This window comes from Stenotrophomonas maltophilia group sp. msm4 (assembly GCF_032025605.1).
GTDB classification, from domain to species: domain Bacteria; phylum Pseudomonadota; class Gammaproteobacteria; order Xanthomonadales; family Xanthomonadaceae; genus Stenotrophomonas; species Stenotrophomonas sepilia.
The window spans coordinates 806679-826590 of record NZ_JAVSKK010000002.1 but is presented as its reverse complement, the minus strand read 5'-3'; the positions used below and the strand labels follow the sequence as shown (position 1 = coordinate 826590).

22 protein-coding genes and 1 tRNA gene are annotated in these 19912 nt (G+C 67.5%); 5 read left to right on the top strand and 18 right to left on the bottom strand.

Annotated elements, in window-relative coordinates; all coding sequences use genetic code 11:
- Positions 1 to 31: 31 nt before the first annotated feature.
- From ROV93_RS12995 to ROV93_RS12930, 14 genes are all read right to left on the bottom strand, one after another.
- Positions 32 to 106: transfer RNA gene (locus tag ROV93_RS12995), tRNA-Val, on the bottom strand.
- Positions 107 to 278: 172 nt separating this feature from the next.
- Positions 279 to 632 (bottom strand): PilZ domain-containing protein, encoded by a 354-nt coding sequence (locus ROV93_RS12990; RefSeq protein ID WP_005412452.1) that lies wholly within the window; start codon positions 630 to 632, stop codon positions 279 to 281.
- Positions 629 to 1585 carry a DNA polymerase III subunit delta' gene (locus ROV93_RS12985; protein WP_072168228.1) on the bottom strand — a complete coding sequence of 319 codons (957 nt, stop codon included), beginning with the start codon at positions 1583 to 1585 and terminating at the stop codon, positions 629 to 631. The genes ROV93_RS12990 and ROV93_RS12985 overlap by 4 nt, the downstream gene beginning before the upstream one ends.
- Positions 1582 to 2247, bottom strand: coding sequence for a dTMP kinase (gene tmk, locus ROV93_RS12980; protein ID WP_072168229.1), 666 nt, complete (start codon positions 2245 to 2247; stop codon positions 1582 to 1584). The genes ROV93_RS12985 and tmk overlap by 4 nt, the downstream gene beginning before the upstream one ends.
- Positions 2244 to 3305: an endolytic transglycosylase MltG gene (mltG, locus tag ROV93_RS12975; RefSeq protein WP_072168230.1), complete on the bottom strand. Its 1062-nt coding sequence runs from the start codon at positions 3303 to 3305 to the stop codon at positions 2244 to 2246. The genes tmk and mltG overlap by 4 nt, the downstream gene beginning before the upstream one ends.
- A 151-nt stretch (positions 3306 to 3456) precedes the next feature.
- Positions 3457 to 4821, bottom strand: a complete 1365-nt coding sequence (locus tag ROV93_RS12970; RefSeq protein WP_072168231.1) for an aminodeoxychorismate synthase component I — start codon at positions 4819 to 4821, stop codon at positions 3457 to 3459.
- 101 nt (positions 4822 to 4922) lie between these two features.
- Entirely contained in the window at positions 4923 to 6185 is a 1263-nt protein-coding gene (fabF, locus tag ROV93_RS12965; RefSeq protein WP_061480515.1) for a beta-ketoacyl-ACP synthase II, read from the bottom strand.
- A gap of 140 nt (positions 6186 to 6325) precedes the next feature.
- A complete protein-coding gene (acpP, locus tag ROV93_RS12960) occupies positions 6326 to 6565 on the bottom strand; it encodes an acyl carrier protein (protein WP_061480516.1) in 240 nt (79 codons plus the stop codon).
- 152 nt (positions 6566 to 6717) lie between these two features.
- A complete protein-coding gene (fabG, locus tag ROV93_RS12955; RefSeq protein ID WP_005408312.1) occupies positions 6718 to 7461 on the bottom strand; it encodes a 3-oxoacyl-ACP reductase FabG in 744 nt (247 codons plus the stop codon).
- Positions 7462 to 7542: 81 nt separating this feature from the next.
- Positions 7543 to 8487 (bottom strand): ACP S-malonyltransferase, encoded by a 945-nt coding sequence (gene fabD / locus ROV93_RS12950; protein ID WP_312540024.1) that lies wholly within the window; start codon positions 8485 to 8487, stop codon positions 7543 to 7545.
- Positions 8488 to 8634: 147 nt separating this feature from the next.
- A complete protein-coding gene (locus tag ROV93_RS12945) occupies positions 8635 to 9417 on the bottom strand; it encodes a serine/threonine protein phosphatase (protein WP_072168233.1) in 783 nt (260 codons plus the stop codon).
- A 76-nt stretch (positions 9418 to 9493) separates the two neighbouring features.
- Positions 9494 to 10471, bottom strand: a complete 978-nt coding sequence (locus ROV93_RS12940) for a beta-ketoacyl-ACP synthase III (protein ID WP_005415505.1) — start codon at positions 10469 to 10471, stop codon at positions 9494 to 9496.
- A 91-nt stretch (positions 10472 to 10562) separates the two neighbouring features.
- Positions 10563 to 10757, bottom strand: coding sequence for a 50S ribosomal protein L32 (gene rpmF / locus ROV93_RS12935; protein WP_005408308.1), 195 nt, complete (start codon positions 10755 to 10757; stop codon positions 10563 to 10565).
- 107 nt (positions 10758 to 10864) lie between these two features.
- On the bottom strand, positions 10865 to 11374 hold the full coding sequence (locus ROV93_RS12930) for a YceD family protein (protein WP_049404889.1): 510 nt from the start codon (positions 11372 to 11374) through the stop codon (positions 10865 to 10867).
- A 113-nt stretch (positions 11375 to 11487) separates the two neighbouring features.
- Here ROV93_RS12930 and ROV93_RS12925 point away from each other — a divergent pair, with 113 nt between their 5' ends.
- Positions 11488 to 12057, top strand: a complete 570-nt coding sequence (locus ROV93_RS12925) for a Maf family nucleotide pyrophosphatase (protein ID WP_072168234.1) — start codon at positions 11488 to 11490, stop codon at positions 12055 to 12057.
- Positions 12058 to 12159: 102 nt separating this feature from the next.
- Here ROV93_RS12925 and ROV93_RS12920 read toward each other — a convergent pair whose 3' ends face one another.
- Positions 12160 to 13995, bottom strand: a complete 1836-nt coding sequence (locus ROV93_RS12920) for a glycosyltransferase family 39 protein (RefSeq protein ID WP_072168235.1) — start codon at positions 13993 to 13995, stop codon at positions 12160 to 12162.
- A gap of 42 nt (positions 13996 to 14037) precedes the next feature.
- Between ROV93_RS12920 and ROV93_RS12915 the strand changes: the two genes are divergently transcribed.
- Genes ROV93_RS12915 through ROV93_RS12900 form a run of 4 tightly spaced genes read left to right on the top strand, consistent with a single transcriptional unit; the run spans position 14038 to position 18404 of the window.
- Entirely contained in the window at positions 14038 to 14991 is a 954-nt protein-coding gene (locus tag ROV93_RS12915) for an AAA family ATPase (protein WP_312540018.1), read from the top strand.
- 23 nt (positions 14992 to 15014) lie between these two features.
- A complete protein-coding gene (locus tag ROV93_RS12910) occupies positions 15015 to 15938 on the top strand; it encodes a DUF58 domain-containing protein (RefSeq protein ID WP_072168237.1) in 924 nt (307 codons plus the stop codon).
- Entirely contained in the window at positions 15931 to 17880 is a 1950-nt protein-coding gene (locus tag ROV93_RS12905) for a DUF3488 and transglutaminase-like domain-containing protein (protein ID WP_072168238.1), read from the top strand. The genes ROV93_RS12910 and ROV93_RS12905 overlap by 8 nt, the downstream gene beginning before the upstream one ends.
- Complete coding sequence (locus tag ROV93_RS12900; protein ID WP_005415498.1) at positions 17877 to 18404, top strand: Slp family lipoprotein; 528 nt, start codon at positions 17877 to 17879, stop codon at positions 18402 to 18404. The genes ROV93_RS12905 and ROV93_RS12900 overlap by 4 nt, the downstream gene beginning before the upstream one ends.
- 76 nt (positions 18405 to 18480) lie before the next feature.
- On the opposite strand, the gene ROV93_RS12895 is transcribed toward ROV93_RS12900, so the two are convergent.
- The 3 genes from ROV93_RS12895 to ROV93_RS12885 form a co-directional block, all read right to left on the bottom strand.
- On the bottom strand, positions 18481 to 18840 hold the full coding sequence (locus ROV93_RS12895) for a histidine triad nucleotide-binding protein (protein WP_005415497.1): 360 nt from the start codon (positions 18838 to 18840) through the stop codon (positions 18481 to 18483).
- 67 nt (positions 18841 to 18907) lie between these two features.
- On the bottom strand, positions 18908 to 19507 hold the full coding sequence (recR, locus tag ROV93_RS12890) for a recombination mediator RecR (protein WP_005415496.1): 600 nt from the start codon (positions 19505 to 19507) through the stop codon (positions 18908 to 18910).
- A gap of 82 nt (positions 19508 to 19589) precedes the next feature.
- Positions 19590 to 19910, bottom strand: coding sequence for a YbaB/EbfC family nucleoid-associated protein (locus ROV93_RS12885; RefSeq protein WP_019659509.1), 321 nt, complete (start codon positions 19908 to 19910; stop codon positions 19590 to 19592).
- Positions 19911 to 19912: the final 2 nt, after the last annotated feature.

Sequence of the window (19912 nt, the reverse complement as noted above, 5' to 3'; positions counted from 1 at the left end):
CATTTCTGGAGGCTTCTTTCGTTCTGCAACATGGTGGGCGGTACAGGGATCGAACCTGTGACCCTTGCCGTGTGAAGGCAATGCTCTACCGCTGAGCTAACCGCCCGGTGTGTTGCTGAGCCGCTCATTATAGGGGCTTTTCAGAGGCCGTCAACACTTTTTCACATTCGTGTTCACGGGTGTCTCGGGATGTGCAGCCGAGCATGGCTCGGCTCTACAGAACAGCGGGGTACGCGTGTTTCGGTGGTTCCGCCGAGCATGGCCCGGCGCTACCGGAATCACATCGTATGGGTCGGCTTGTCCGAGCCGGTAAGCCCGGCCAGCAGGGTCTCGATCTTGTGGCGCACGCCCTCGCCTTCGGCACCATCGGCCAGCTGCACGCCGATGCCGGCGGTGCGGTTGCCCTGCGCGCCTGCCGGGGTCACCCAGATCACCTTGCCGGCCACCGGCAGGCGCTCGCTGGAATCGGGCAGGGTCAGCAGCAGGAACACCTCGTCGCCCAGGAAGTAGCGCTTGGGCGTGGGCACGAAGATGCCGCCATTCTTCACGAACGGCATGTACGCGCTGTACAGCGCGGCTTTGTCCTTCACGGCCAGGGACAGGATGCCCTGGCGGGCGTTGCTGGCACTCATCGATTTCCCCTTGCGGCAGGCCGCTCGTTCACCTTGTTCCAGGCCAGCAGCAACTCGACCACCGCAAGGTCTGCACGCACCGTGGTGCGCAGCAGGTCGCGGGTGCGGTTGGCCGCATCGAACCAGGCTGCAAGCTTGTGCAATCGCTCCGGCGTGGTCAAGGCATCGGTGCTGGCCTGGGCCAGTGCCAGGTCGGCGGCAAAGCGCAGGCGCAGCGCCGCGTTGTCGTCACCGCACCACTTCTGCGCCAGCTCCACCGCGCCGGTCTTGCCGGTGACCAGCTGTTCCAGATCTCGACCGACTTCGCGGCGCAGGCTCAGGCCGTCTTCGCGCAGCCAGTTGTCGGCCTGGCCGGGATGGCCGCGGGCGGCGTCCAGCGCTTCGCGCGCCGATGCCTCGCTATGGCCCTGCTGCTGCAGCCAGGCCAGTGCTTCGTGCGGCGGCGGCAACTTGAATTCCAGGCGCTGGCAGCGGCTGCGGATGGTCTGCGGCAAGCGTGCCGGGTCGCTGCTGATCAGCCACAGGTAGCGGCCGGGCTGCGGCTCTTCCAGCGTCTTCAGCAGTGCGTTGGCCGCCGAGCGGTTGATCGCATCGGCCGGGTCGACGATCACCACCTGCGCCACGCCGTACTGTGGGGTCAGCGCCAGCTTGTCGGTGATCTCGCGCACCTGCTCGATCACGATCTCGGTGCGCAGCTTGTCGCCGCTCTTGTTCGGAATGAAGCTGACCAGCTGCAGGTCCGGGTGTGTACCCGCTGCGATCAGCTGGCGCGTGCGCGTGGCGTGGGCTGCATCGCCCTGCGCCAGCACGTGGTCGGCCAACGCCAGCGCCACCTCATGCTTGCCCAACCCGGCCGGACCGCAGATCAGCAGGCCATGACCGAGGCGACCGGCGTCGAGCGCGGCCACCGTCTGCTCGAACGCGCGCTGCTGCCACGGTGAAAAGGTACTCATGCGCCCTCCCCGCCCTGCAGCCAGCGCTCGACACGCGCAACCACGTCGGCGGCCACGCGTTCCTGCACCTGGCCGGCGTCGATCAACGCAAAGCGCTGCGGGTCCTGCTGTGCGCGGCTGCGGAACACTTCGCGCACGCGCTGGAAGAAATCGTCCTGCTCGCTCTCGATGCGGTCCGGCCACAGGTCACGGCCGTTGGCGCGCGCGCGGCCTATGGCCACGTCCACGTCCAGCAGCAGGGTCAGCCCCGGCAACAGGCCGACCGCGCGGCGCTCCAGATCGGCAATCCACTGCGGATCCAGGCCACGGCCACCGCCCTGGTAGGCATAGCTGGAATCGGTGAAACGATCGCTCAGCACATAGGCGCCGCGCTGCAGTGCTGGCTGGATCACCTGGCGCACGTGCTGCGCGCGCGCGGCGAATACCAGCAGCAGCTCGGCTTCGGCGCTGAGCGGTTCGGCGGCGATCTCGGCATCGGGTTTCAGCACCAGGCCGCGGATGCGCTCGGCCAGTGGCGTGCCGCCGGGTTCACGGGTCAGCACCACCTCGTGGCCGTGGCCGCGCAGGCACTCACGGATGGCATTGATGGCGGTGGTCTTGCCCGCGCCCTCGCCGCCTTCCAGGCTGACGAAACGCGGGTGGCGAAGCAGCGCGGGACTCATTGCGCCGGGGTCTCCTGGGTACGTTGCTGGCGCAGCTGCTGCAGGTAGCGCGCCACGGCGGCGTTGTGCTGGTCCAGGCTGGGCGAGAACACGTGCGCGCCGCTGCCATCGCCCACGGCGACGAAGTACAGCGCGTCGCCCGGCGCCGGCTGTGCGGCGGCCATCAGCGCGTCACGGCTGGGCATGGCGATCGGGGTCGGGGTCAGGCCGGCACGGGTGTAGGTGTTGTAGGGGGTGTCGGTGGTCAGGTCGCGACGGCGGATGTTGCCGTCATACGCAGCACCGAGGCCGTAGATCACGGTCGGGTCGGTCTGCAGGCGCATGCCGATCTTCAGGCGGCGCATGAACACCCCGGCAATCTGCGGGCGCTCGCTGGCCAGCGCGGTTTCCTTTTCGATGATCGAGGCCAGCGTCAGCAGTTCGTAGGGCGTGTTGATCGGCAGGTCCGGCGCGCGGCTTTCCCAGGCCTCGTCCAGCGCCTTTTCCATTGCGGCGTGGGCGCGCTTGAGCACGTCCAGGTCGCTGTCGCCGCGCTGGTAGACGTAGGTCTCCGGCAGGAAGCGGCCTTCCGGATGCTGGCCACCGAAGCCGAGGCGCTGCATCAGCGCGGCGTCATCAAGCGTGTCGGTGGTGTGCAGCAGCGGTTCGGCGCGCTTGAGTGCGGCACGCAGCTGGCGGATGTTCCAGCCCTCGACAATCGTGACGCGGTGCTGCAGCACCTTGCCGGCGCGCATGCGCAGCAGCAGCTCGCGCGGGGTCAGCTCGCCACTGAGCGCATACTCGCCCACCTTCAGCTTGCCGGCGGCATCGAGCTGGCGCGCCAGCAGCTGCCACTGGGCGTCCTGGCCCTCGTCCACGCCGGCATCGCGCAGCTTGCGCAGCACGCTGTTCATGCCATCGCCGCTGGCGATGACCACGCTCTCGGCGGACGGGGTGATCGGGGCATCGGCGAAGCGGGTCTGCTGGTAGAAGAACCACGCGCCCGCGCCGGCCACGACGGCGGCCAGCACCACCACCAGCGTTACCACGAACAGACACCCGCGCTTGGCTCCCGCCATGGACTACCTCTGAACTCGATTCCGTCGTGCAGGATACCGTGCCGGTGGATCGGGGTCATGACCGGGGTGGCGCAGGCACCCGGTAGTGCCGGCCGCTGGCCGGCAATCGCGCGGATCGTGGACGAATGAGGTTGCCGGCCAGCGCCCGGCACTACCCCTGCTGGCCGAGCGCGCGCAGCAGGCCGCGGGCCTTCGCGCGGGTCTCGTCCAGTTCCTTGTCCGGGTCCGAATCAACCACGATGCCGGCGCCGGTGCGGAAGCTCACCTCGTGGCCATCCACTTCGGCGGTACGGATCAGGATGTTCAGGTCCAGGTCGCCATCGCGGTTCAGCCAGCCGAACGCGCCGGTGTAGGCACCGCGCGGCACCTGCTCCAGCTCGCTGATGATCTGCATGCAGCGCACCTTGGGGCAGCCGGTGATGGTGCCGCCCGGGAACGTGGCGGCGATCACCTCGCCGGGCGTGACCTCCGGACGCAGGTGGCCGCTGACGTTGCTGACGATGTGGTGCACATGCGCGTAGCTCTCCACGGTCATCAGCTCATCGACCACCACGGTACCGGGCAGGCAGATGCGGCCCAGGTCATTGCGTTCCAGGTCGATCAGCATCACGTGCTCGGCACGCTCCTTCGGGTGGCCGACCAGCTCCTGGATGCGCGCGGCATCATCGTCGCCCTCGAAGCGCGGACGCGTGCCGGCAATCGGACGCGTCTGCGCGTGGCCGGCATGCACCGACACCAGCCGCTCCGGCGAGGAGCTGACCACGTGGCGGCCGTGCGCGCTGAACAAGCCGGCGAACGGTGCCGGGTTGGCACGGCGCAGCTGCGCGTACAGCGCCTGCGGGCTGACCGGCGCAGCGAACTGCGCGCTCCAGCGCCGCGACAGGTTCACCTGGAACACATCGCCGGCACGCAGGTAGTCGATCACCCGGCGCACGCCGTCGGTGAAGCGCTGCGGCGCATCCTCGCCCACCGACTGCGGCGGCTGCCAGCCCTGCCCGGCCTCCGGCAGCGCCTGCGACGCCAAGGTCACCAGCGCCTCCAGCAGGGCCTGCTCACCGGCTTCGGCGATGATGAAACTGGCGTCGTTGTGATGGTCATGCAGCACGGCGGCCGGGCAGCGCAGCGCCAGCGCGGTCGAGCGGCCGTCCTCGCGCGCGCGCGCCGGCAGCACCGGTTCGATCTGGCTGGCCACTTCGTAGTCCAGCATCAACGCCCAGCCGCCGCGGAACGGCAGGCTGTGGCTGCCGTCGTGCGGCAGGCGTTCGTGCTGCCAGGCGCGATCCAGCGCCTGCAGGAACGTGCCGGGCTGCACGGCACCCTGCAGGTCGCGCACCTGGCCATCGGCATCCAGCCGCAGGCAATCGCCCTGCGCGGCCAGCAGCAGGCTCCAGCGGCCCTGGGCGGTGCCCGAGGCGGTGGATTCCATCAGCAGCGGGAAGCGTGCCGGGTCGTGCTGCTGCAGGGCCAGCAGATCGATCGGGTGCGGCAGCGGGTGGATCAGCGGTGCGTGGGTCATGATGGCCAGTTCAGGGATTCAGATGCACGGAAGCCGCCTTGCGGCGGCCTCCTCGTGCGTAATGCACGTTCAGTCGAGCATGGCCCGACGCTACAACCTGGTCAGACGCGCTTGAAGATCAGCGTGCCGTTGGTGCCGCCGAAGCCGAAGCCATTGGACATCACCACGTCAACCTTGGCCTGGCGTGCTTCGTTGGGCACGTAGTCCAGGTCGCAGCCTTCGCCCGGCTGCTGCAGGTTGATGGTCGGCGGAATGACGTTGTCCTGCAGCGCCATCACCGAGAAGATCGCTTCCACGCCGCCGGCCGCGCCCAGCAGGTGGCCGGTCATCGACTTGGTGGAGCTGACCATCATCTTGTAGGCGTGGTCGCCGAAAGCGGTCTTCATCGCCATGGTCTCGCCCAGGTCACCCAGCGGCGTGGACGTGCCATGCGCGTTGAGGTAACCCACCTGTTCGGGGGTCACGCCGGCGTCCTTCATCGCCATGACCATGCAGCGCGCGGCACCTTCGCCGTTCTCGCTCGGGGCGGTCATGTGGTACGCGTCGGAGCTGGCGCCGAAGCCGGCCAGTTCGCAGTAGATCTTCGCGCCACGGGCCTTGGCGTGCTCGTACTCTTCCAGGATCAGGATGCCGGCGCCGTCGCCCAGCACGAAGCCGTCACGGTCCTTGTCCCACGGGCGCGAGGCCTGTTCCGGGGCGTCGTTGCGGGTGCTCATCGCCTTCATCGCGCAGAAGCCACCCACGGCGGTCGGCGACGAGCCACGTTCGGCACCACCCACCACCATCACGTCGGCGTCGCCGTACTGGATCATACGCATCGCGGTGCCGATCGAATGGTTCGAGGTCGCGCACGCCGACACCGCCGAGAACGACGGCCCCTTCAGGCCGGCGATGATGCTCAGCTGGCCCGGCAGCATGTTGATGATGGTCTTGGGCACGTAGAAGGGCGAGATCTTCTTGCCCTCATGGAACTCGATGGTCTGCTCTTCGATACCGAGCAGGCCGCCAATGCCGGCGCCGACAATGGCGCCGATGCGCTCGGCATTGGCGTCGGTGATCTCCAGGCCCGAGTCGTGCAGGGCCATGAACGAGGCACCGAGGCCATAATGGATGAACGGGTCCATCTTCTTGGCATCCTTGCCGCTGACCCGGTACTTGCCGAACAGTTCGTTGTCGGCGGTGATGTCAAAGCCCTTGACCTCACCTGCAATCTTGGTGGTGAACCGGTCCAGGTAGGCATCAGAAACGTTGGTCAGCGGACCGATGCCCGAACGACCCTGGGTGATGCCTTCCCAGCTGCTGGCCAGATCATTGCCCAACGGCGAGACGATACCCAGGCCGGTTACGACGACGCGACGCTTCATTGCTGATTCTCCTGACCCGAAGGTTCAATCGGGTAACACGGTTTGCTTCGGTGTGATGCTCAAACACACGGGGCCGCAACTGCGGCCCCATGGGGTGCGGTGCGCGGCGAGCGGAGACCCGCGCGCACTGCCGTCTGACATCAGGCCTTGACGTGGGCCGTGATGTAGTCGATGGCGGCCTGCACGGTGCTGATCTTCTCGGCTTCTTCGTCCGGGATCTCGCACTCGAATTCTTCTTCCAGGGCCATCACCAGCTCGACGGTGTCCAGCGAGTCAGCGCCCAGGTCATCGACGAACGATGCGCTGTTGGTGACTTCATCTTCCTTGACGCCAAGCTGTTCGACGACGATTTTCTTGACGCGTTCTTCGATGGTGCTCATGGGATCTCGCTCCAGATGGAGTTGTGGTTCAAAAGTGGTCGCCATCAAGGGCGATGGCCGTGGGATAGTGTAGTGGAAACCGGCGCGGCCTTGCATTGCAGCAAAAACCTCCGCAGATCAACCACTTGCGGCGCAATCCCTGCGCCCCTTGCTTACGGCATGTACATGCCGCCGTTCACATGGAGGGTTTCGCCGGTGATGTAACCGGCAGCCGGGCTGGCCAGGAACGCCACCGCATGGGCGATGTCCTCCGGCGAACCCAGGCGTTCGAGGGCGATGTCGTTGATCAGCGCGGTACGCGCTTCTTCCGGCAACGCCTTGGTCATGTCGGTGTCGATGAAGCCGGGTGCGACAACATTGACGGTGACGCCGCGCGAGCCGATTTCCTTGGCCAGCGACTTGCTGAAGCCGATGATGCCGGCCTTGGCGGCCGCGTAGTTGGCCTGCCCGGCATTGCCGGTCACGCCCACCACCGATGCGATGTTGATGATGCGGCCCTTGCGCGCCTTCATCATGCCGCGCATCACCGCCTTGCTGGTACGGAACACGCTGGTCAGGTTGGTGTCGATGATCGACGCCCAGTCCTCGTCCTTCATGCGCATCAGCAGGTTGTCGCGGGTGATGCCGGCATTGTTGACCAGGATCGAGATCGGGCCGAATTCCTTGGCGATGCCATCGAGCACGCTGTCCAGCGCGGCGGCGTCGGTGACGTTCAGCGCGCGGCCGTGACCGCCGTGGGCGGCCAAGCGCTCACCGATCGCGGCGGCGCCGGATTCGGTGGTGGCGGTGCCGATGACGGTGGCGCCCTGGGCGGCCAGCAGATCGGCGATGGCGGCGCCAATGCCACGGCTGGCACCGGTGACCAGTGCGATTTCACCCTGCAGGGGCTTGCTCATGATGTTTTCCTCAGACGGGAGCGGCCGCCGCACCGTGCCGCTTGCAGCGGCCACCGGTACGGTCGGCAGGAACAGGGAAGGTCAGGCCGACCATGCCTCGCGGGCGCCTTCGAAGTCGCCCGGCGTGGCCAGCGGACGGCCGTCGATGGCCTTGTCGATGCGCTTGACCAGGCCGGTCAGCACCTTGCCTGGGCCGCACTCGGCGATCTGGGTGATGCCGCGGGCGGCCAACGCCTGCACGCAACCGGTCCACTGCACCGGCTGATACAGCTGCTGGACCAGCGCAGTGCGGATGGCGTCCACGCCGTCGTGCACCTGGGCATCGACGTTCTGCATCACCGGCAGCTGCGGCGCCTGCCAGGACAGGCCGGCCATCACTTCGGCCAGGCGGTTGGCCGCTTCGCGCATCAACGGGGTGTGCGAGGGCACGCTGACGGCCAGCTTGACCGCCTTGCGCACGCCCTTCTCGGCCAGCAGCGCCAGCGCACGGTCGACCGCGTCGGCGTCGCCACCGATCACGATCTGGCCCGGCGAATTGAAGTTGGCCGGCACCACTACCTGGCTGCCTGCGGCTTCGGCGCAGACATCCAGCACCAGCTGGTCTTCGGCACCGAGCACGGCGGCCATGGCGCCGACACCGGCCGGCGCCGCTTCCTGCATCAGCTGGCCACGCAGGCGCACCAGGTGCGCACCGTCATGCAGGCTCAGCGCGCCGGCGGCAACCAGGGCGGTGTACTCGCCCAGGCTGTGGCCGGACAGCACCGACGGGCGCGGACCGCCCACGGCGTTCCAGGCACGCCACACGCCGATACTCGCGGCCAGCAGGGCCGGCTGGGTGTATTCGGTACGGTTGAGCATTTCCTCCGGGCCGCCCTGGGACAGCGCCCACAGGTCGACGCCGGCACCATCGGATGCCTCGGTGAAGGCTTCACGCACCTGCGGATGCAGTTCGGCCAGCTCGGCCACCATGCCCACAGACTGCGAGCCCTGGCCGGGGAAGACAAAAGCGAGGGTGGATACGGTCACGCGGTCATCCGCTTGTTGCAATCGAAGCGGGCCATGATAAGGGGGAATCCGCTGTGTCGTCTGTACGTGCGCGTATGCAGGCGTATGGAGCAATGACAGGGTCAGATCCCTTTTCCACGGGAAATGGGATCTGACCCCGGCCAACGATCAGCAGAACAGCTGCAGCACGTCCAGATCGCCGTCGGCGAGGAAATCCACGCACAGGCCCACCAGCATCAGCACGCCAGCAGTGCTGGCACCGTGGGTGATGAAGATCGAATGGGCCAGCGCGCGCGCTGAGCGGCCCAGCTTCATGCAGACCCTGGCCAGGCTGCGCAGGCGGCCACTGACCGCATGCACGTGCTCGCGCACCGGCGCCTGGGCCTCGCCCATCGCCTCGGCCATCATCGCCTGCAGATGTTCGGGGCGATCAGCGTAGTACTTGGCCACGCCATAACCGAACATCAGCCAGTCGCGGGCCTGCGCTTCGGACAGGTCCATCACTTCCAGCGGATCTTCCTCGAAATCGATGAAGCCGACCTGCTGCCCATCCCAGGTGAGATTGCGCGGCAGCGGCTGGCCAAAATAGGCGCCGCGCGCATGCGCTTGGGCAATGGCCTGCATCGCCGCCATCACCAGCCGATCACGACCTGCTTCGTCGGCTTCGCGCAGGCAGGTATTGAACGAGCTGCCGTTGTCGCCGATTACCAGCGCGGCATGGCCGGTGCCCAGCACGTTCGGCACGTTCACGCCTTGGGCCTGCAGCTCTGCAAGGCGGCGGGCCTCGGTTTCGCGCGCGGCGTCGCCGCCACGGTGCGGAGGAGGACGAAGGGCGTCGAGATGGAAACGACGGGCAACAAAATTGAGCAGGCCCAGGGCCAGCGCCCGGCTTCCCTTGCCGTACTGCTTCAGCCAGGCACGTTGCCCTTCGATGACGATGGGCTCAACCATGACAGGTCCTCCTTAAACGCGTTACGGCCCCGAAGGGCCGTAACGACAAGACTTCACATTGTCGTAACTTGCACTATCAATAGCGCAGCAGGGCCGAACCCCAGGTGAAGCCGCCACCAAAGGCTTCCAGCAGCAGCAGCTGGCCGCGCTCGACCCTGCCCGAACGCACGGCGGCGTCCAGCGCCAGCGGCACCGAACCGGACGAGGTGTTGCCGTGCTTGTCGACGGTCACCACGACCTGGTCCATCGACATGTCCAGGCGCTTGGCGGTGGCTTCGATGATGCGCAGGTTGGCCTGGTGCGGGATCAGCCAATCCAGGTCGGACTTGTCCAGGCCGTTGGCGGCCAGGGTCTCGTCCACGACCGAGTCCAGCGCCTTGACGGCGTACTTGAACACGTCGTTGCCCTTCATGTTGATGGTGCCGCCACCATTGGCGCCATCCTTGAAGCCGGTCGAAACGCCGACCGGGTTCCACAGCAGTTCCTTCTTGCTGCCATCGGCATGCAGGTGGGTGCTGAGGATGCCGGTCTCTTCGTCGGCCTTGAGCACGACGGCGCCGGCGCCATCACCGAACAGCACGCAGGTGGTGCGATCGTTCCAGTCGACCATGCGGGTCAACGTTTCGGTGCCGATCACCAGCACGTGCTTGCAGTCGCCGGAGCGGATGAATTTGTCGGCCACGCCCAGCGCGAACACGAATCCGGAACAGGCTGCGTTGACGTCGAAGGCGGGGCACCCGGCCACACCGAGCTTGGCCTGGATCAGGCACGCGGTGGACGGGAAAATAAGGTCAGGCGTGGTCGTGCCGACCACGATCATGTCGAGCTGCGAGGCATCGATGCCTGCGGCTTCAAGCGCGCGCAGGGCGGCGTTGTAGCCAAGGTCGCTGGTGGTCTCGCCTTCGGCCGCGATGTGCCGTTCACGAATTCCGGTGCGCGACTGGATCCACTCATCCGAGGTTTCGACCATTTTTTCCAGGTCGGCGTTGGTCAGGACTTTCTCCGGCAAATAGCTACCGGTGCCCGCGATCCTCGAATAGATCCGCTTGCTCATCATGTTTCCTTTTGCGCGGGCCGCCGATCACCGGCACGCCCGGGAAAGAAGGCAAAGGCCGCTGCCCGGAGGCAGCGGCCTTCCCGGCACATCAATCTTCTTCGACGGCCGAGGTCTTGGTCTGGATGACCTTCTTGCCGCGGTAGAAACCGTCAGCAGTGATGTGGTGACGCAGGTGCACTTCGCCGGTGGTCGGGTCGGTCGACAGCTGCTTGGCGCTCAGGGCGTCATGCGAACGGCGCTGGCCGCGGCGGGACGGGGTAACACGGGATTTCTGGACAGCCATGGGATTGCTCCAAACTCGGTTCGTTTTGCTTCGTCGTTTCGTCGCACAGGACGCCAGCGCCCAGCACACTTTTCGCTTTCGCCGCAGCCGCCGACGACAACCGGCTGCTATTGTTTCTTCAATGCCGCCAACGCCGCAAACGGGTTGGCCTTCTTTGTTTCTTCTTCGCTCGGTGCCCAGTCCTTGTCGACTGCTTCACCGTCGGGCGACAGCGGCACCACAGGCACCGCCAGCACCAGCTCGTCCTCGACCAGGTCCAGCGGACGCAGCTGGCCGTCTTCCGGCACCAGCAACGCCTCGTATTCCTCCGGCAGGGACGATTCCTCGTCCTCGTCGCGGATCAGACCAAGCCTCTGGGTCACCTTCACCGGCAACAGGAATCGCTGCATGCTGCGCTGACAGGTCAGCGGCAACGCGGTGTCGATGGTCAGTTCCACATAGGATACCCGCAAGACGTCGTCGCGACCGAATTCAAGCGAGTAGACACACTCGCCGTCGGTATCTGCGACCAACCCCTGCAGGCGGGTCAATTCAGCCAGGGAGACCTGACCGTCGAAGCGCCTTCGCGCTACAACCATCCGCCAGGCATCCAGCGTTTCGGGCACGTTCGCGGACATAAGCCGCTGAATACTAAGGATCGCACCGCCCGCTGTCAAATGCCCGCCATACAGGACTTGCTGCTGGCGTTGCCGGCGGGCCAGACTGCCGCGCCCTGCCTCGGTATTCTCGCATGTCACTGGTCCTGGCCTCCACCTCCCGCTACCGTCGCGAACTGCTGCAACGGCTGGGCCTGCCCTTCGACTGCGCACGCCCGGAGGTGGATGAAACACCGTTGAACGGCGAGGGCCCGATGGCCCTGGCCACGCGCCTGGCCGCCGCCAAGGCGGCCGATGTCGCCACGCGCCATCCGGGTGCCTGGGTGATCGGCTCGGACCAGGTCGCCGACCTGAACGGCCAGCCGCTGGGCAAGCCGGGCACGGTCGAGGCGGCCTGTGCGCAGCTGGTGGCGATGTCCGGGCAGACGGTACGCTTTCACACGGCAATCAGTCTCAGGCGGGATGGAGAATCCCTCGCCGCCCTGGATCTGACCGAAGTACGCTTCCGCGCGCTGGATTCGCAGGAGATCGCCCGCTACGTCGCCACCGAGCAACCCCTGGACTGCGCCGGCAGCTTCAAGTGCGAGGGCCTGGGCATCAGCCTGTTCGAGGCGATCGACAACCGCGACCCGACCGCGCTGGTCGGCCTGCCACTGATCGCGCTGTGCGGCCTGCTGCGCAGGGCCGGATTTGCGGTGCCGTGAACGGTAGAGCCGAGCCCATGCTCGGCTGCTTTTTTCGAGGCTGCCTGCCATCTGACTCGGAAGCAGCCGAGCATCGGCTCGGCTCCACAGGACCAGAGGACCTCAACGAACCTCGAACGGTTGCTCCTGCCACGCCTCCACGCTGCCATCGCGCCCGTGCAGGCGCAGGCCGAGCCAGTGCCGGCCCGGCGCCAGCGTGGTGGTGTCCAGCGACGCGTCGAAGCCCACCGCCGGATGCTGCGGATCGGTACTGTCCGGCCAGGCGGGGCGAACGTCAAACACGCGCCCGTAACGCGCGTCACCGATCGAGCGGCCATCAACCAGCACTTCAACCCGCGCCAGCCCGACCCCATCCTTGAATGCCCAGCCCTTGATGGCGAGCGTTCCGGAGACCTTCTCACCGTTGGACGGCGCATCCAGCCAGGCCATCGCGGGTGTTATGCAAGGCCCCTGTGCACGCTTGGCCGGCAGCCGGAACAGCAGGAACCGCTGGAAGCCATGATCGCTGCTGACCACCCGCGGCGCAGGCAGCGGCCCCACCTGCTCGCAGAGGGTGTGATAGCGCGCCAGCAGATCGCGGTAGCGCTGGTCACTGGGTGACAGCACCAGCAGCATCGGCACACTGCGCGGGCCTTCGTGCAGCAGGTCCCACTGCGCCAGCTGTGCGGTGCGCCCATGCTTGTCGTTGAGCGGATGTGGCAGCACCTCGATATCGCCATTGCCCAGCTGGAAGCCCAGTTCGGCACCGACCTTGAAGTTGCCCGCCAGGACACGCGTACCCGGTGGCATCTGCCGCAGTTCGTCACGCACCGCCACGGCCAGTGGCTGCCAGCCGGCAAAGTTGCGCGGGTAGTACTTGCTGCCGGCCATCTGCTCGCGCAGTGCCGGCGTGGACGCCATCAGGTAGTAGCCGAACGCCAGCACGGTACCTGCAGCAGCCAGCCACCAGCCGGTACGGCGCAACCAGCGCGGCCAACCGTTGAGGACCACCGGCACGGCCACCAGCAACGCCAGGTAGCCTGGCAAGGGCCAGTGGAAACTGATCCGCTCGACATCGGTGAAGAAGCCCAGCAGGAAGATGCCCAGCGTCGACACCCCGCCCACCAGGCCGAAATAGCGCCACTGCACCCGCGCCCCACCGCCACTGCGGGTACCCGCCAGGGCGACCTTCCACATCGCGATGCACAGGATCGGCGTCACCAGCATCGGCTGGATCACCAGGAACCACAGCCCCTCCCACTCGAACGCCCACGGGTGGCGCTCGACCACCTGGAACTTCAGGCCGGCATCGTGGTTGTCGGCATTCCACGCCAGCAACGGCAGCCAGGCCAGCACGCCCACCGCCAGCGCCACCCATACGCGCGGATCGGCCAGCATGCGACGGCCCTGCGGCAACGCCAGCAGCGCAATGAAGCCGACACCGATGACACCAATGAAACGGTAGTGGCTGAGCGCACCGATCAGCAGGCCCAGCGCCAGCTTCATCGCCGAGGACGCATCCACGCTGTGCAGCAGGCGCGCGCCGGCGTGCAGGCAGATCACCGCCGCCAGCGCCATCGGTACGTCCGGCACGGCCAGCAGGCCCAGCGTGGCCGACAACGGCATCAGCAGGGTCAGGCTGCCCGCCTGCCACCCGGCCACGTTGCCAAACCAGCGCGTGGCGATGCGCACCACCAGCATCGGCAGCAGCGCGCCGATGGCCAGGAACGGCAGGCGCAATGCGAGTACGTGATGGCCACCGATCTCCACGCCCAGGCGTGCAAGCCAGGCGGTCAGCCCCGGCAGGTCGGAATAGGCAGCGGCCAGGTGCTGGCCTTCCTGCCAATAGAACGCCTCATCGACGAACAGCGGCAGGCGCGCGGCCACCACCAGCTTGGCCGCTGTGATCAGCGTCCACAACCAGAGAAAAATCGCCCGCGCGCGCTGTTCGCCTTGCATTGCTCTATGGATAATCGAATGGATTCCAGACCTGAGACGATCATGCCAGCCTCGTCCCCCAATCCCAGCATGCTAACCGATCAACTGCGCCAGGCCCTGCGGGAGGCACAGGATCAGGTGAACGCACTGGTGCTGGGCAAGGTGCCGGAAGTCAGGCTGGCCTTTGTCGCCCTGCTTTCTGGCGGCCACCCGCTCATCGAGGATCTGCCCGGGCTGGGCAAGACCACGTTGGCGCACGCATTGGCCAGCAGCCTCGGTCTCAGCTTCCAGCGCGTGCAGTTCACCTCCGACCTGTTGCCGGCGGACGTACTTGGCGTTTCGGTGTACGAGGCCGGCAGCCGCCAGTTCCAGTTCCATCCCGGCCCGGTGTTCACCCACGTGCTGCTGGCCGATGAGATCAACCGTGCACCGCCGCGGACACAGAGTGCGCTGCTGGAAGCGATGGCCGAGCAACAGGTCACACTGGATGGACAGACACATCCACTGCCCGATCCGTTCTTCGTCATCGCCACGCAGAACCCGGTCGACCTGTCCGGCACCTTCCCGTTGCCGGATTCGCAGCTGGATCGTTTCCTGCTGCGGCTGGCGATGGGCTACCCCAGCGCGCAGGCCGAGCGCGAGCTGCTGCGCGGCAGTGATCGCCGCGACCTGATCGCACGCGCGGTGCCAAAGCTGGACGACACCCAGGTGCGTGCATTGCGTGAAGCGGTTGGCCAGGTGCATGCCAGCGACGCGCTGATCGACTATGTGCAGGCGCTGCTGACCCGCAGCCGACACCATGCCGGCGTGCGCGTAGGCCTGTCACCGCGCGCGGGACTGGCCCTGCTGCGTGCCGCCAGGGCACATGCGCTGCTGCTCGGCCGCGGGCATGTGATGCCCGAAGACGTGCAGACCCTGTTCGTGGCGGTGGCCGGCCATCGCCTGGTGGCCGAAGCCGAATCCAGCTCCGGGCCGGCGCTGGCGCGGGCGATCCTGCAGACCGTCGCGGTGGACTGAAGGTGGCCACACGCTGGGCACGCATGCAGCTGCTGGCACGCCCCCGCAGGCCCGAAGCCCTGCCGCAGCGACTGGACCGTCATCGCATCTACGTGCTACCGACACGCTTCGGCCTGTTCGTCGCCACCCTGCTGTCGGCGATGCTGCTGGGCGCATTGAACTACAACAACAACCCGGCCCTGCTGCTGGCGCTGCTGCTGGCCGCGGCAGCGATCGCCAGCGCCATCGCCGCGCACCTGCAACTGTCCGGCATACAGATCGATGCAATCTCCGCCGAACCAGTACCGGCCGGGCATCCCCTGCGCCTGCGCGTGGACCTTTCGTTGCGCGACCCGCGCGCGCGCCACGGGCTGCACCTGCAGCTGGGCGCAAGCGAGGCCTGGGTCGCACTGCCTGCACACGGTCGCGGCGAAGTGGAGCTGGATGTTCCCAGCGAGCGCCGCGGCTGGCTGGAACTGCCCCGCATCCGCCTGTCGAGCACGCAGCCGCTGGGACTGGTGCGGGCATGGTCGTGGGTGTGGCCGGAGCAACCGCTGCTGGTCTACCCGCTGGCCGAGGCCCAGGCACCGCCCCTCCCTGAAAGTGGCAGCGATCCCCTGCACACCCGCGCCCACGCCACGGGCGAAGAGCTGCATCAGCTGCGCCCCTATCGTGCCGGCGATGCTCCGCGCAGCATTGCCTGGAAACACTCGGCGCGCCGCGACAGCCTGCTGGTACGCGAGTACGAGAAGCCGATCGGCATCGAAGTGCTGCTGGATTGGCGCACGCTGGCAGCGCTGGGCCATGAAGCGCGCATCGCACGCCTGGCACGCTGGGTCGACATGGCCGAACGCGAAGGCCGTCGCTATACGCTGCTGCTTCCGGCCCATCCGCCGTTGGGGCCCGGCCAGGGTGCCAGCCACCACCACCTGTGCCTGCGCGCACTGGCATTGATGCCCCATGACTGAGCCTGCCGTCCTGCTCGACCGCAACGCCCGCAGCTGGACCCTGGCCAGCGCAGCGCTGGCGCTGCTGCCACTGCTGCTGCAGCTGCCGCCGGTGCTGGCCAGCGTGATCGCGATCGCCGCCGTGCTGACCGCTGCGCTTTCATGGCGGCGGCTGCTGCCGATGCCGGTCCGCCTGTTGCTGGTGCTGGCCATGCTTGCCGCCATCGTCTGGCAGATGGGCATGGTGCGGCCGGGCCGCGATACCGGCTGCGCATTGCTGGCAGCGATGCTGGCGATCAAGTCCAGCGAGCTGCGCAACCTGCGCGATGCGCGCAGCCTGCTGGGCTTCGCGTTGTTCTCGCCGTTCGCGGCCTTCCTGCTCGACCAGGGGCCGCTGACCACCGGGCTGGCAGCGCTGGCCGCAGTTGCCGCACTGCTGGCCCTGCAACGCCTGGCCCTGGACGAGGGCCACAGCCCTCGCCTGCCGCTGCGCGGACAACTGCGTGGCGTCGGCCGCCTGCTGGGGATCGGCCTGCCACTCGCGCTGGCCTGCTTCTGGCTGTTCCCGCGCTTGTCCACGCCGCTGTGGGGCGTACCCGAGCGAGCGGTGGGCACACCGGGCCTGGCTGACAGCATGGCGCCGGACCAGTGGCTGGACCTGATGGCCGACGACACCCCGGCGTTGCGCGTGCAGTTTTTCGGCGCGGTGCCCGAGCCTGCGCAGCGCTATTGGCGCGGCCCGGTGCTGACGTCGTTCGACGGCCACCGCTGGAGCCGCGATCGCGCGACGGCCGGGCGCCCCGCACCGGTAGTCGAAACCGCCGCACAGGGTTGGGACTACCAGATCGACTACGAGCCCACCGACCGTCGCCTGCTGGTGGCACTGGACCTGCCCAGCCGCGCACCGGAGGGCAGCAGCTTCGATGCCGACATGAGCCTGCGCAGCGACCGCACGCTGTCCGCGCTCAGCCGCTGGCGGTTGCATTCGGCGCCGCCGCAACGGTTCGACACCGATCTGTCGCCCTACCTGCGCCGCGCGGCGCTGCAGCTTCCGCCGGGCTTCAATCCGCGCACCGCCCAGCTCGCGCGGCAATGGCGGCAGGAGGCCGGCAGCGATGACGAGGCCATCGTCCGCCGTGCGCTGCAATGGATCACCCGCGACTTCTCCTACACGCTGGATACACCGGTGGCGGGGCGCGATCCGGTCGACGATTTCCTGTTCAACTACAGGGCCGGCTTCTGCCAGCACTTCAGTTCGGCCTTCGTAGTGCTGATGCGCAATGCCGGCATTCCGGCCCGGGTGGTGACCGGCTTCGCAGGCGGTACCCGCAACCGCATCGGCGACTACTGGGTGGTGCGTCGCATGGATGCCCACGCCTGGGCCGAAGTCTGGCTGCCGCAACGCGGCTGGGTGCGGGTCGACCCGACTGCCGCCGTGGCACCCGAACGCATCCTGGACACCCTGGACGACCGCCTGCAGGCCGGCACCGATACCCCACTGCAACAGCGCTGGCTGCAGCTGGGGCAGATGGGTGACTGGCTGCGCCGCGGCTGGAACGACCTGGTGCTGTCCTTCGATGCACGCCGCCAGCAGCAACTGCTCAAGCCGTTCGGGCTGGATGACCTCGGGCCGGCGCAGCTGGTGACCGGATTCGTGGTCGCCGCCCTGCTGGCACTGGCGTGGATGGCCTGGCTGCTGGCCCGCGGCGAGCGCGAGCGCGACCCGCTGCTGCGCGCCTGGCACCGGCTCGGGCGGCGGTATGCGCGCCTTGGCCTGGCCCGCGAACCGCACGAAACCGCACAGGACTGGGCACAGCGGGTTCACCGGCAGCGACCCGACCCGACCCTGCTCGCGCTCAGCCAGCGTTTCGCCGACGCGCGCTACGCTGGAACTTGCACCGACCTCGCTTCATTATTGCGGGACCTGCGCAGGCATCGCCCGACTTCCGGAGCCTCCCCATGAACACCAAGTTCCTCCTCACCGCTGTGGCCACGCTGGCCCTGTCGGCCTGCGCCACGGCCCCCAAGCCGCTGCAGGGACAGTTCAGCCTGGTTTCCCCGCGCGACTCGGTCGCCACCCAGCAGGTCGGCACGCCGGTCCGATGGGGCGGCCGCATCATCGAGACCAAGCCCGGCCAGGGCGAGACCTGCTTCCAGATGATCTCGCGCCCGCTCAACGCCAGTGGCCGCCCGAACACCACCTCGTCCGACGCCAGCGACGGCCGCTTCATTGCCTGCCGCGCCGGTTTCTACGACCCGGCCGTGTTTGAAGCCGGGCGTGACGTGACCTTCATCGGCAAGATCGACGGCTACCAGAACACCCGCATCGGGGACTACGACTACCGCCTGCCGAAGCTGTCGGCCGATGTGATCTACCTGTGGCCGGAACAGCGCCAGGTCGATGTGGTGCCCTACCCCTATGGTCCGTGGGGTCCGGGTCCGTGGGGCCCGTACTGGGGTGGCTACGGCCGTTGGGGCTGGTGGTGATCGCCCCCCAGCCCGCATGATCGGAAAAGGCCGCCTTCGGGCGGCCTTTTTCATCCACGCATGCGTGGACAGGGCTTCAGCGCCCCGGCGTACCGAAATGCCCCAGCGGCGCGCCGGCCAGCAGGTGCATGTGGATGTGGAACACGGTCTGCCCGGCATGTTCGCGGCAGTTCATCACAATGCGGTAGCCGTCCTGCGCGAAACCCTCGCGGCGCGCGTATTCGGCAGCGGCCAGGGCCAGCTTGCCGACCAGGTGCGCCTGCGACGGCTGCAGGTCGTCCAGGGTCGGGATGATCTCGTTCTTCGGAATGAACAGTACGTGCACCGGCGCCTGCGGTGCGATGTCCTTGAAGCCCAGCACCTCGTCATCCTCATAGACGATGGTGGCCGGGATCTCGCGACGGATGATCTTGCTGAAGAGGGTTTCGTTGCTCATGGTCGGCCTCGGCGGGAGTGTCTTCCGCATTGTAGGCCGGCCGCGCCGGGTGATGCCCGGGTGGTACTCAATCGCGGAATTCGCTGCGCGTCCCGAACGCGTGCGACAGCGTGCCGCGGTCAACGTATTCAAGCTCGCCGCCAAGCGGCAGGCCCTGTGCCAGCCGGCTGGGCTGCACCTTGCGCGCGCGCGCCAGCTGCGCAAGGTAATGCGCGGTGGCTTCGCCTTCGACGGTGGCACTGGTGGCGATGATCAGCTCCTGTACCTCACCTTCGGCCAGCCGCTGCTCCAGCTGCTCCAGGCCCAGCTCGCGCGGGCCGACGCCATCGAGCGGCGACAGCCGGCCCTGCAGCACGAAGTAGACACCGCGAAAACCCGTCGCGTTCTCGATCGCGAGACGATCGGCCGGCGATTCGACCACGCACAGCTGGCTGCGCTCGCGGCTGCTGTTGGCACAGGTCGGGCACAGCTCGGTTTCGCTGAAGTCGCGGCACTGCGCGCAGTGGCCGATACGCTCCACCGCCAAGGCCAGCGTTTCGGCCAGGCGCTGGCCGCCTTCGCGCTCGCGCTCGAGCAGGTGGTAGGCCATGCGCTGCGCCGTCTTCTGGCCTACGCCAGGCAGCACCCGCAGTGCGTCGATCAGTTGTTCAAGCAGGGGTGCGGACACGGCGGCATGCTTTGATGGCGCCGAGCGAGCTCGACGGCTACAGATTCTGTGGCACCCGCTTGCACGGATGCCACGCTGGCAATCAGAACGGCAGCTTCATGCCCGGCGGCAGCTGCATGCCGGCGGTGGCCGAACCCATCTTCGACTTCGACTCGGCATCGATCTTGTTCGAGGCATCATTGAAGGCGGCGGCGATCAGGTCTTCCAGCATCTCCGGGTCGCTGGTCAGCGACGGGTCGATGCGCACCTTGCGGCATTCCTTGGCGCCGGTCAGGGTCACGCTGACCATGCCGCCGCCGGCACTGCCGGTCACTTCGATCCTGGCGATTTCTTCCTGGGCCTTCTGCAGGTTTTCCTGCATCTTCTGGGCCTGCTGCATCAGTTGGGCGATATTGCCGCGCATAG

What these genes read in the sequence shown, in the direction of transcription:
- fabG (WP_005408312.1), bottom strand. Translation starts at nt 7,461, where the DNA reads ATGAGCAAGCCCCTGCAGGGTGAAATCGCACTGGTCACCGGTGCCAGC.
- tmk (WP_072168229.1), bottom strand. Translation starts at nt 2,247, where the DNA reads ATGAGTCCCGCGCTGCTTCGCCACCCGCGTTTCGTCAGCCTGGAAGGC.
- acpP (WP_061480516.1), bottom strand. Translation starts at nt 6,565, where the DNA reads ATGAGCACCATCGAAGAACGCGTCAAGAAAATCGTCGTCGAACAGCTT.
- ROV93_RS12985 (WP_072168228.1), bottom strand. Translation starts at nt 1,585, where the DNA reads ATGAGTACCTTTTCACCGTGGCAGCAGCGCGCGTTCGAGCAGACGGTG.
- ROV93_RS12910 (WP_072168237.1), top strand. Translation starts at nt 15,015, where the DNA reads ATGCAGCTGCTGGCACGCCCCCGCAGGCCCGAAGCCCTGCCGCAGCGA.
- ROV93_RS12900 (WP_005415498.1), top strand. Translation starts at nt 17,877, where the DNA reads ATGAACACCAAGTTCCTCCTCACCGCTGTGGCCACGCTGGCCCTGTCG.
- ROV93_RS12915 (WP_312540018.1), top strand. Translation starts at nt 14,038, where the DNA reads ATGCCAGCCTCGTCCCCCAATCCCAGCATGCTAACCGATCAACTGCGC.
- ROV93_RS12925 (WP_072168234.1), top strand. Translation starts at nt 11,488, where the DNA reads ATGTCACTGGTCCTGGCCTCCACCTCCCGCTACCGTCGCGAACTGCTG.
- ROV93_RS12970 (WP_072168231.1), bottom strand. Translation starts at nt 4,821, where the DNA reads ATGACCCACGCACCGCTGATCCACCCGCTGCCGCACCCGATCGATCTG.
- ROV93_RS12895 (WP_005415497.1), bottom strand. Translation starts at nt 18,840, where the DNA reads ATGAGCAACGAAACCCTCTTCAGCAAGATCATCCGTCGCGAGATCCCG.
- ROV93_RS12930 (WP_049404889.1), bottom strand. Translation starts at nt 11,374, where the DNA reads ATGTCCGCGAACGTGCCCGAAACGCTGGATGCCTGGCGGATGGTTGTA.
- ROV93_RS12945 (WP_072168233.1), bottom strand. Translation starts at nt 9,417, where the DNA reads ATGGTTGAGCCCATCGTCATCGAAGGGCAACGTGCCTGGCTGAAGCAG.
- rpmF (WP_005408308.1), bottom strand. Translation starts at nt 10,757, where the DNA reads ATGGCTGTCCAGAAATCCCGTGTTACCCCGTCCCGCCGCGGCCAGCGC.
- ROV93_RS12905 (WP_072168238.1), top strand. Translation starts at nt 15,931, where the DNA reads ATGACTGAGCCTGCCGTCCTGCTCGACCGCAACGCCCGCAGCTGGACC.
- ROV93_RS12990 (WP_005412452.1), bottom strand. Translation starts at nt 632, where the DNA reads ATGAGTGCCAGCAACGCCCGCCAGGGCATCCTGTCCCTGGCCGTGAAG.
- ROV93_RS12885 (WP_019659509.1), bottom strand. Translation starts at nt 19,910, where the DNA reads ATGCGCGGCAATATCGCCCAACTGATGCAGCAGGCCCAGAAGATGCAG.
- mltG (WP_072168230.1), bottom strand. Translation starts at nt 3,305, where the DNA reads ATGGCGGGAGCCAAGCGCGGGTGTCTGTTCGTGGTAACGCTGGTGGTG.
- ROV93_RS12920 (WP_072168235.1), bottom strand. Translation starts at nt 13,995, where the DNA reads ATGCAAGGCGAACAGCGCGCGCGGGCGATTTTTCTCTGGTTGTGGACG.
- ROV93_RS12940 (WP_005415505.1), bottom strand. Translation starts at nt 10,471, where the DNA reads ATGAGCAAGCGGATCTATTCGAGGATCGCGGGCACCGGTAGCTATTTG.
- fabF (WP_061480515.1), bottom strand. Translation starts at nt 6,185, where the DNA reads ATGAAGCGTCGCGTCGTCGTAACCGGCCTGGGTATCGTCTCGCCGTTG.